Below are 4,311 nucleotides of genomic sequence, written 5' to 3'. Positions count from 1 at the left end.
CGTTCGAGAGGGTTGTAGGAGATTCCTCGAAGGATCACGCGGTGGCCGCCTTCATGTCCATCACGATGATGAACCCGGCAACCGCGCTACACCACTATGCGGGGCACAACTTGCGCTCTGGCAAGTAGGAGTGCCAGAAACGTGAGGACTAGCCGAGGACGGAGAGCAACTCCTCGCAGGCCCTCTCGCATCGGCGGCACGCTTCGGCGCAAATCCGGCAGTGATCATGCATCTCGGCGTGCTGCTCACATTCGTCCGCACAAGCCTTGCACGCAGCGCGGCAGGCCTCCACGACGCTGCGGGTAATGTTCACGTCGTACCCGGTGTGGCGGGACAGGATGTTGCCCGTGGTCGAGCAAATATCCGCGCAGTCCAGGTTGGTTCGGATGCACTTGGTGAGCTCGGCGACCATATCCTCACTGAGGCAGGCATCGGCGCAGGCAGTGCAGACTTGGGCGCACTCGAAGCAGGCCTGGATGCATTCTGCGAGTTTGGCCCGGTCCACTCCCCCCAAATCCTTGGGGTAGGTCTCAAGCATGGACGTGATGTTGTGTGTCATGGGTTTCTCCTTGTTCAGGGCATGTTGTTCAGGGCATGGCGATAAGCGAGCCGAAGGCACTAAGAAGCCGAGGGCAATAGGAGGCAGCCACCGAATGTGGATAGTCCTCTTGACCGGGCACGCAAGTACCCGGTCATGGGCAGCGTGAAGCCGCGGTACGTCTGCATTTCTGTAGGGGTGGCGGCCGGGCGGACTTATGTCCGACTGATGGATAGGGCAGTCAGCGACGGGGCGAGATGGTCACGTTTTTCCTGCGTGGGATGAGACATCCGGGGAGGCAACGGGCCAATGCGCACCAAGAACGATGTGACGTCCAGAGCGGAGCCGCTTCCCTGCTCGCTCAGCAGAGCCCCTTGCGGAGGTATGACTCCCTGTGGGGTACTCACTTGTTGGTCGCAACAGGGATGCACTGCTCTCAGGTTTCCCGGTGTCTCCATCGCGACGGCGCCGCTGGCAGACGCTGAAACCACTCGAGTAGGAAGTTCCGTGGCGGCTGCGGACATGCGCATACCAGTGGATGAGCTGTCGTGAGTCATCTGTAGGCACAGGGCCGCGGCTGCTGAGGTCGTGAATGACACCAGTAGGGACACGGTCAGCACGACCTGCACCACCGTACGTGCGGCGGTGCGCATGGTGCCCCGTGCTGACGTGGAGATTACTGTCCCCTTCCAGTCCCGCCGTCCCTACACTTCTACCCTACCGAAGAACTAAGCCGGCTGACTAGCACGCCCACAGACCGTCGATGTTCCGGAAGGTAACCGTGCTGCTGCCATGACGCTATCGATCAGCCCTACACGCACATAGTGCAGGCCCTGGGGGAACGACTTGTGCTGGTGCATCGTTTGTCCAGCCGTGGTTATGACCAACGAAGGTGATGATTCCCGTGCCCAGCAGGGGTGGGAGGAACTGCCTCTGCCGGAGCTGGAAAACCTACGCAGCACGAGGGCCGACACAGTGCTAGCTATTCTTGCCCGCAGTGATGAGAAGCCGGATCAGCAAGTGCTGTTGTCAGCGGCCATGATGGATTTGAACATTATCGACGAAGCGCTCCATGTCGTCCGCCATCTGCGTGCAGGAGCACTCGATCGCGCCTGCACGCGCAGCGGTGAAGATCCGCTTCCTTGAACCACTCATCAAGATCCAGCGTGAAGGCTGGGTATGGCTGAGCGCCGTCACGCCAACCGATACCACCGAGTCTCCCGACGGAAGCTAGTGCAGACTGCGTAGGGCTTACTTCAGTGCCTTGGGAACGCGTCGATATCACCGCGCGCGATGTCAGTACGGGTTTTGGCGTTGGCCCCGGTGATGTAGTCCTCAAGCTTGGTGTGTTCGACGTTCCACTGGCAGCAGCCTCCGATCTGGAGAGCCAGCAACTCTACTGAGGCAAAGAGTCCGCCATTTGCTAAAGGGCGAGGAATCGCAGCGACCTGGGCCGCTCATCGCCCCGGGGTTGGTCTGTCATGTACCCAGCATCCCAGCCACCAACCACTGCGACGGGCGCAATCAGCTCCGGCCCGTCGTTACGCACCGACCCGACTTCCTTGCCGACGATCCTTGGGACAAGGGTGGGTTGCGGGATGGTGTCGATGAAGTGCTGCACCTGGTCCCGCTCGGTCATGGTCGGGCCCAGCCGCTGATCCTGCAGATCGCCCGGGATGATGACCGGCGTCCTGGCGTGGATGTGCCCGAGCGCGTCAGGTGCGGCCTGGGTGAGGATAGCTGCGGTCACCAGCCGCTTGTCGTGGGCGTCCTTGGGTTTGGTGGGGTCGGGCCAGAACTCGTAGTAGCCGTTGGCTGGGATTAAGGCTTTCACCCGCACGGCACACGATCGGTAGGAGTTCTATATATTCGCCGGATGAAGTTCCACCCTACGACCTCAGAGGATCTTCAGACGATATTCGGCTGGATGGGAAGCGCCGGGGACATGGTCCTGTGGTCGGGTCCGACGTTCACATGGCCGCTCACCCTGGATCAGTTGCTGACCTACGCGGAGAACCCAAAGCGGACCTACTGGTCTGCGGTCGACGGTGACTCTCACGCGTTGATGGGGCACGCATCACTGCTGATCGACGATGACGCCGGGCTGATGCGGATCGGGTTCATCATCGTGAACCCGGCGCTTCGAGGACTCGGAACGGGCCGGTCGCTGGTTGACGGTGTCGTTCAACTCGAGTCCGCGGCGTCGACCATCCCCGTGATGACGCTGGGAGTGCTCGCCCACAATCTCCCGGCGATCCAACTGTACAAAAGTCTCGGTTTCCAAAGCACCGGCAGTATCTCGCGGATCCCCTGCAGGAATGAGAAATGCGAGGTTGTCACGATGACCCGCCCAGCCACCACGGCATGAACCGGCACTCAGCCTGAGCGGATTCAGCCTAGGTTCGTGCCTGCGGGTCAGCTCGCTTCGATGCTCAGATACCGGTACACCGTTGCCCGGCTCGCTCCGATGATCTTCCCGATGTCCGCCGGTGCCAGTCCCTGGGCCTTCAAGTCTCTGGCGCGCTTAACCCGGGCATGGTCAACGGTGATTTCTCGCCGGCCGGCTTTGCGCCCGTGTTCGGCTGCCGCGGCCATGCCCGCCCTGGTGCGCTCGGCGAGTTGGTCCCGTTCAAGTTGGGCGAACGCGGACATGACGGTCAGCATCGCCCGACCCATGGGACCGGTGGTGCTGATGCCCTCGGTGACGCTGCGGAAATGCACGCCACGGTGTTCGAGGTCATCGATCAGGGCAAGCAGGTTCCGGGTGTTGCGTCCCAGCCGGTCCAGCTTCCACACCACCACTTCATCACCCTTCCGAAGATGATCAAGGAGCTTGTCCAACTCGGGCCGACTCGCCACTGTCCCGCTCACCCCGTAATCGGTGAAAATCCGACCGCAGCCCGCAGCCGTGAGCGCCGCATGCTGCAAATCCGCGTTCTGCTCCAGCGTGCTGACCCTGGCATACCCGATACTTCCCATTCCTGCGCCCCTCCTGATCATCAAAGGCCTTCTTCTCCTTTGTTGAGAATACTTGATGTGAGACACATTGCTGGGACATGGACAGGTCACCCACTCCCCCGCCAACGCTAGAGTTCACCGACCCGCTGCGGGACACCGCCGTTCGTCCAGTCAAAGGATGGCGACCTCAACCGGTCAATGCACCACCTGGGATTCTGAGCGTATCGCGGACTGGTTGGAGGTGAGGTGGGTTTGGTAGACGTCGTTGGAACTGGCCCATTTCAGAACCTGCCGGGGACGGTCGTTGATGAGGTTCGCGATGTCATCGAGGTCTTTGGCTGTGAACCGTCGAAGGTCGGAGCCTTTCGTGAGGTACTGGCGGAGCATCCTGTTGGTGTTCTCGTTCGTCCCCCGCTGCCAGGGGCTTCCCGGGGCGCAGAAGTAGACGTTCATCCTCAGGTCCGTGGAGAGCTGCTGATGTTCCGCCATTTCCCGGCCGCGGTCCCAGGTCAGCGACCGGCGTAACGGCTCGGGGACGTTCTTGAGCGCGGTGGTCAACGCGATGCGCACGGCGTCGGCCTTGTATCCGTCGGGAAGCTGGACGACTTTGACGGCCCGGGTCGTGCGCTCGACCAGCGTCGCCACCGCGGACGGTCTCTTTCCCATGACGAGGTCGCCTTCCCAGTGGCCGACCTCGATACGGGCCTCGATCGATGCCGGCCGGGCGGTGATGGGCACCATGTTCTTCAACCGGCCCCGGCCCAACGATTGCTTGGCCTTCCGTGGCCGGCGGATGGTGCTCCCTGAGCGCAGAT

General features: G+C 61.8%; 6 protein-coding genes. 2 read left to right on the top strand and 4 right to left on the bottom strand.

Annotation, left to right across the window (positions count from 1 at the left end):
• Positions 1–148: 148 nt before the first annotated feature.
• Positions 149–559 carry a four-helix bundle copper-binding protein gene (locus ACX80F_RS16865; RefSeq protein ID WP_459337538.1) on the bottom strand — a complete coding sequence of 137 codons (411 nt, stop codon included), beginning with the start codon at positions 557–559 and terminating at the stop codon, positions 149–151.
• A gap of 858 nt (positions 560–1,417) precedes the next feature.
• Here ACX80F_RS16865 and ACX80F_RS16860 point away from each other — a divergent pair.
• A complete protein-coding gene (locus tag ACX80F_RS16860; RefSeq protein ID WP_459337537.1) occupies positions 1,418–1,684 on the top strand; it encodes a hypothetical protein in 267 nt (88 codons plus the stop codon).
• A 277-nt stretch (positions 1,685–1,961) separates the two neighbouring features.
• On the opposite strand, the gene ACX80F_RS16855 is transcribed toward ACX80F_RS16860, so the two are convergent.
• Positions 1,962–2,372, bottom strand: a complete 411-nt coding sequence (locus ACX80F_RS16855) for an SOS response-associated peptidase family protein (protein WP_459337536.1) — start codon at positions 2,370–2,372, stop codon at positions 1,962–1,964.
• Positions 2,373–2,414: 42 nt separating this feature from the next.
• Here ACX80F_RS16855 and ACX80F_RS16850 point away from each other — a divergent pair, with 42 nt between their 5' ends.
• Entirely contained in the window at positions 2,415–2,906 is a 492-nt protein-coding gene (locus tag ACX80F_RS16850) for a GNAT family N-acetyltransferase (RefSeq protein WP_459337535.1), read from the top strand.
• Between the two features lie 47 nt (positions 2,907–2,953).
• On the opposite strand, the gene ACX80F_RS16845 is transcribed toward ACX80F_RS16850, so the two are convergent.
• Positions 2,954–3,517, bottom strand: coding sequence for a recombinase family protein (locus ACX80F_RS16845; protein WP_459337534.1), 564 nt, complete (start codon positions 3,515–3,517; stop codon positions 2,954–2,956).
• A 174-nt stretch (positions 3,518–3,691) separates the two neighbouring features.
• Positions 3,692–4,311 (bottom strand): IS30 family transposase (locus ACX80F_RS16840; RefSeq protein ID WP_459337533.1); only part of this gene is annotated, 620 nt, incomplete at its 5' end.

Source organism: Arthrobacter sp. TMS2-4 (genome assembly GCF_054511075.1).
The sequence above is the reverse complement of the archived record's forward strand: the minus strand, read 5'-3'. Positions and strand labels throughout refer to the sequence as shown.

Excerpts from the sequence above, each read along its gene's own strand:
- ACX80F_RS16860 (WP_459337537.1), top strand. The coding sequence starts at position 1,418 with ATGACCAACGAAGGTGATGATTCCCGTGCCCAGCAGGGGTGGGAGGAA.
- ACX80F_RS16845 (WP_459337534.1), bottom strand. The coding sequence starts at position 3,517 with ATGGGAAGTATCGGGTATGCCAGGGTCAGCACGCTGGAGCAGAACGCG.
- ACX80F_RS16865 (WP_459337538.1), bottom strand. The coding sequence starts at position 559 with ATGACACACAACATCACGTCCATGCTTGAGACCTACCCCAAGGATTTG.
- ACX80F_RS16850 (WP_459337535.1), top strand. The coding sequence starts at position 2,415 with ATGAAGTTCCACCCTACGACCTCAGAGGATCTTCAGACGATATTCGGC.